This is a genomic window from Streptomyces sp. 130 (assembly GCF_007096885.1).
Classification (GTDB): Bacteria; Actinomycetota; Actinomycetes; order Streptomycetales; family Streptomycetaceae; genus Streptomyces.
Genome location: NZ_VJNO01000079.1, coordinates 1 through 5,134 on the forward strand (window position 1 = coordinate 1; position 5,134 = coordinate 5,134).

Consider the following 5,134-nt stretch of genomic DNA (forward strand, 5'->3'; position numbering starts at 1 on the left):
CGATGTGATGGGCCCCGGGCATGCCGTTCGCGGTCGGCGGGCCCTCGTAGAACACCCACTCGGGACGGCCCTCGGACCGCTCCAAGCTCTTGGTGAAGATCTTCTGCTCGCGCCAGAAGTCGAGCACGGCGTGCTCAAGGGCGGGCAGGTCCACCTGGGCGGGTACCTGGCGGTACTGCGTCATCAGTCTTCCTTTGGCGAGTCCGGGCCAGCGGGCGGAGCCGGCACCGGGGATGAAACGGGACACCAACTTCTGCGAGCCGGCGTTCACTTGGGCGTTCGGCCCGCCGAGATTCTAGATTCCCAAGGATCTTGGCCCGGCACGGGCGGAAAGGTTCGGTCTCAGGCGGTCGGCACGCTGTGCGCGGTGGTCGTCCTGTGCAGCACGCCGGCCAGGGCGCGAAGGAACGTCTCCACCTCGGCATCGGTCACGGTGAGCGGCGGGGCGATCCGGATCACGTCCTCGGCCAGGGCGTTGACGAGGATTCCCTCGGCGGCGAGAGCGTCCTCGACGATCCGGGCGTACGGCCCGGTCAGCCCGAGGCCCAGCAGCAGCCCGCGGCCACGCACCTGCGCGACCCAGGGGTGGCCGAGCCCTTCGATGCCGACGCGCAGGCGCTCGCCGTGCCGCCGCGCCGCCTCCAGGAGGCCGTCGTTCTCGATGGTGTCGAGCACGGCGAGAGACGCGGCGCAGGCGACGGGGTTGCCTCCGAAGGTCGACCCGTGGCTGCCGGGCCCGAGCAGCTCCGCGGCATCGTCGAAGGCGAGCGTGGCACCGATGGGCAGGCCGCCTCCCAGGGCCTTGCCCAGCGTGAGGACGTCGGGTTCGACGCCGTCGGCCTGGTGGGCGAACCAGTGTCCGGTGCGCCCGATGCCGGTCTGCACCTCGTCGAGAGCGAGGAGGGTGCCGGTGGCCTTGGTGATCTCGCGGGCGGCGGCGAGATAGCCGGCGGGCGGCACGATCACACCCCCTTCGCCCTGGACGGGTTCCAGGACGACCATCGCGGTGCGGGTGCTCACCACCGCGGCCAGCGCCTCGACGTCGCCGAACGGCACGTGCCGCACGCCGCCCGGCAGTGGCTCGAAGGCCCGGCGTTTGGCGGGCTGCCCGGTCAGGGCGAGGGCGCCGAGAGTGCGGCCGTGGAACGACCCGGTGGCCGCCACGATCTCGGGGCGCCCGGTCAGCCGGGCGATCTTGAACGCGGCTTCGTTGGCCTCGGCCCCCGAGTTGCACAGGAAGGTGCGGGCGGCGCGGCCGGTGAGCCGCCGCAGGGCCTCGGCCAGGCGCAGCGGGGGTTCGCTGATGTAGAGGTTGGAGACGTGTCCGAGGCTGCTGATCTGCCGGGTGACGGCGTCGACGACGGCGGGGTGGGCGCTGCCCAGGGCGTTGACGGCGATGCCACCGACGAAGTCGAGGTACGTCATGCCGTCGGCGTCCCAGTACCGGGTGCCCGAGCCGCGGGTCAGGGCGGTCCTGGGGGTGCCGTAGGTAGGCATCATGGCCTCGCTCCAGCGCCGGCGCAGGGAGGCGTTCGTGGTCACGTCATCGCTCCTGGGATGTCGGGCAGGACGGTGGTGCCGACGGGCTGGTCGGTCAGAACAGCGTTGAGGACGGCACCGCGGTGGCGGCCGTCGATGACGTGTGCGCTGCGCACACCGCCGCGGACGGCGTCCAGGCAGCCGCGCATCTTCGGGAGCATCCCGGTGGACAGCTCGGGCAGCAGGTCCTCCAGCTCCTTGGCCGTGAGGCGTTCGTGGATTTCGTCGGTGTGCGGCCAGTTGGCGTAGAGGCCGGCGACGTCGGTGACCAGGAGCAGCTTCGAGGCGCGCAGGGCGGTGGCGAGGGCGGCGGCGACGGTGTCGGCGTTGACGTTGTGGACGTGCGTGTCCTCCATGCTGCGGGCGATGGAGGAGACGATCGGGATGAGGCCGTCGGCGAGCAGACTCTCCAGGAGCTGCGGGGCGACGTGTGCGATGGTGCCGACCCTGCCGATGTCGACGAGCCGTCCGTCTATCTCGGGCCGGTGCCGTGTGGCGGTGAGCATGTCGGTGTCCTCGCCGGTGAGGCCGACGGCGAGTGGCCGGCACTCGTTGATCAGGCCGACGAGTTCGCGCTGGACGACGCCGGCGAGGACCATGCGTACGACGTCCATGGCGGCGTCGGAGGTGACCCGGAGGCCGTTCTTGAACTCGGAGGCCAAGCCCCGGCGTTCGAGCTCGGTGCTGATCTGCGGGCCGCCGCCGTGCACGACGACGGGGCGGAGTCCGGCTTCGTGCAGGCGCACCACGTCACGGGCGAAGTCGCGGCGCAGCGCGTCGTCGACGAGAGTGCTGCCGCCGAGTTTGATCACGGCTATCTCACCGACGGCGCCGAGGGAGCCGCTGGTCGCGGAGGCGATGGGAAGTGTGCTCATGAGGAGTAGGCGCTGTTCTCGTGGACGTAGGTCACGCTGAGGTCGTTGGTCCAGATCGTGGCCTGGGCCTCTCCGGCGGCGAGGTCGGCGGTGACGACGACTTCGCGGCCGGTCAGGTCGACGTGGTCGCGGTCCTCGCCGGTGGTGCCGTCCTTGCAGACCCACACGCCGTTGATGGCGACGTTGAGCCGGTCCGGGTCGAAGACGGCGTGGGTGGTGCCGATGGCGGACAGGACACGGCCCCAGTTGGGGTCCTCGCCGTAGATGGCGCATTTGAAGAGGTTGTTGCGGGCGATGGAGCGGCCGACTTCCAGGGCGTCCTGTTCATTCGCGGCGCCGACGACGTCGACGCGGATGTCCTTGGTGGCTCCTTCGGCGTCCGCGATCATCTGGCGTGCCAGGTCGGCGCAGACGCGCCGCACGGCTTCGCCGAACACCTCGTCGTCGGGGGTGACGGCGCTCGCTCCGGACGCCAGCAGGAGCACGGTGTCGTTGGTGGACATGCAGCCGTCGGAGTCGACGCGGTCGAAGGTGACGGACACGGCGTCGTGCAGGGCCTCGTCCAGGGCCGCGGCCGGTACGTCGGCGTCGGTGGTGAGGACGACGAGCATGGTGGCGAGCCCGGGGGCCAGCATGCCCGCGCCCTTGGCCATGCCGGCGACGCTCCAGCCGTCCCGCCGTACGAGGGCCGTCTTGTGTACCGAGTCGGTGGTCTTGATGGCGATCGCCGCGTCCTGCCCACCCGTGGCGGACAGGGCTGAGACCGCCTGCGCAACCCCGCTCAGCAGGTGCTCCATGGGCAGTCGTACGCCGATCAGCCCGGTCGAGCAGACCGCCACCTCGTCGGCGGGTACGTCGAGGAGGCGCCCCACCTCGCCGGCGGTCTCCGCCGTGTCCGCGAAGCCTTCGGGTCCCGTACAGGCGTTGGCGCCACCGGAGTTGAGTATCACCGCGGTTATGCGACCGTCCGCGATCGCCCGTTTGGTCCAGGTGACGGGTGCCGCAGTGACCCGGTTGGACGTGAACACACCGGCGGCGGCCTTCTTCGGGCCGTTGTTGACGACCAGGGCGAGGTCGGGTGTTCCCGCCGGTTTGATGCCGGCGGCGACTCCGGCCGCGGCGAAGCCCTTCGGTGCCGTGATGCTCATGGGGCGACTCCTATGGTGGACAGTCCGGTGTCCTCGGGGAATCCGTGGACGAGGTTCATGCACTGCACGGCGTTGCCCGCGGTCCCCTTGGTGAGGTTGTCGATGGCGCCGACGGCCGTGATGCGCCGGGTGCCGACGTCGAGACCGACCTGCAGCTGCACGGAGTTCGACCCGAGGACGGCTGCCGTGCTGGGCCACTGGCCGGGCGGCAGAAGACGTACGAAGGGCTCCTCGGCGGTGTGGGCGGTGTAGGCCGCGCGCAGGTCGTCGGCGGTGACGCCGTCCTGGGCCCGGGCGCCGCACACGGCGAGGATTCCACGGCTCATCGGCGCCAGCACCGGCGTGAACGACACCTCGACGTCCGCGCCGGCCAGAGCCGTGAGGTTCTGCCTCAGCTCCGGGGTGTGCCGGTGGGTGCCGGCGACCCCGTACGGGGTGGCGGACCCCATCACCTCGCTGCCCAGCAGATGCGGCTTGAGGGTGCGGCCCGCCCCCGACGTCCCGGTGACCGCGACGATGTCGACGGCGGCCTCGGCCAGGCCCGCGTGCAGCAGGGGTGCCAGGGCCAGGGTCGCGACGGTGGGGAAGCAGCCCGGCAGGGCGATCCGGCGCGCGGTGCGCAGCGTTTCCCGCCGGCCCGGGAGTTCGGGCAGCCCGTAGGGCCAGGTGCCGGCGTGGTCGGTGCCGTAGTGCCGCTTCCAGTCCTCCGGGTCCGCGAGCCGGAAGTCCGCGCCGCAGTCGAGAATCAGCGGGAGGTCACCGAGGTCCCGGCTCAGCTCCGCGGAGGCGCCGTGCGGAAGGGCCAGGAAGACCACGTCGTGGCCCGCCAGCGTGGTGGGCGTGGTCCCTTCCAGGACGCGCTCTGCGAGCTGGGGCAGGTGCGGGTGGAAATCACCCAGCGGGCGCCCGGCGTTGGCGGCGGCGGTGAGGGCTCCGATGCGCACTCCGGGGTGGCCCAGCAAGAGTCTCAGGATCTCACCGCCCGCGTAGCCACTGGCGCCGGCCACCGCTACTCGAAGGGTCATGCGTCCCCCTCCCGCCCCCGGTCGGCCGGTAAGCGGTTCGTGAATTCACTCCGAGGTGCCGCGCACACCGCCTGGCACCGAAATCGACCACCCTACTGTAGGCAATTGCGAACCCATTCGCATCGTGTCGACGCAGTGTCCTGTCCACAGGACACACGTCTATTGCACGGTCCGTTGCGCGACTGCCAAGCTGGTTTCCGAACCACGTTTCTGGACGCTGCAATCTTGCGGCATCTTCCTGATGTTCACGTCCTGGAGGGACTATGAGCGGCAATCCTTTCGACAACGACGAGGGAAGGTTCTTCGTCCTGGTAAACGACGAGGAGCAGCATTCCATCTGGCCGACATTCGCAGATGTGCCCGCGGGCTGGCGCGTAGTATTCGGTGAGGCCGGCCGCCAGGAATGCCTGAGTTACGTGGAGGAGAACTGGCTGGATCTGCGGCCCAAGAGCCTGCGCATCGCGATGGAGAGCGACGTCCGAGCGGAGCCCAGCGCCGCCTAGGGCGCGCACGGGGAAGGGGCCGGGCACCGATCGGTGCCCGGCCC

The 5,134-nt window shown here is 70.7% G+C and carries 6 protein-coding genes; 1 reads left to right on the forward strand and 5 read right to left on the reverse strand.

The genetic code is table 11. The features are described 5' to 3' along the window. The 5 genes from FKN01_RS31875 to argC all read right to left on the reverse strand — a co-directional run. On the reverse strand, positions 1-184 hold a 184-nt coding region (locus FKN01_RS31875; RefSeq protein ID WP_143626130.1), incomplete at its 3' end, for a class I tRNA ligase family protein. Positions 185-342: 158 nt separating this feature from the next. Continuing rightward, positions 343-1,500, reverse strand: a complete 1,158-nt coding sequence (locus FKN01_RS31880; RefSeq protein WP_143626135.1) for an acetylornithine transaminase — start codon at positions 1,498-1,500, stop codon at positions 343-345. A 38-nt stretch (positions 1,501-1,538) separates the two neighbouring features. Then, entirely contained in the window at positions 1,539-2,414 is an 876-nt protein-coding gene (gene argB, locus FKN01_RS31885; protein ID WP_143626131.1) for an acetylglutamate kinase, read from the reverse strand. Then, positions 2,411-3,562, reverse strand: a complete 1,152-nt coding sequence (gene argJ, locus FKN01_RS31890; RefSeq protein ID WP_143626132.1) for a bifunctional glutamate N-acetyltransferase/amino-acid acetyltransferase ArgJ — start codon at positions 3,560-3,562, stop codon at positions 2,411-2,413. Before argJ ends, argB begins: the two co-directional genes overlap by 4 nt. Further along, positions 3,559-4,587 (reverse strand): N-acetyl-gamma-glutamyl-phosphate reductase, encoded by a 1,029-nt coding sequence (gene argC, locus FKN01_RS31895; protein WP_143626133.1) that lies wholly within the window; start codon positions 4,585-4,587, stop codon positions 3,559-3,561. Before argC ends, argJ begins: the two co-directional genes overlap by 4 nt. Before the next feature lie 263 nt (positions 4,588-4,850). On the opposite strand from argC, the gene FKN01_RS31900 reads away from it, so the two are divergent. Further along, entirely contained in the window at positions 4,851-5,090 is a 240-nt protein-coding gene (locus FKN01_RS31900) for an MbtH family protein (RefSeq protein WP_143626134.1), read from the forward strand. The last annotated feature ends 44 nt before the right edge of the window (positions 5,091-5,134 follow it).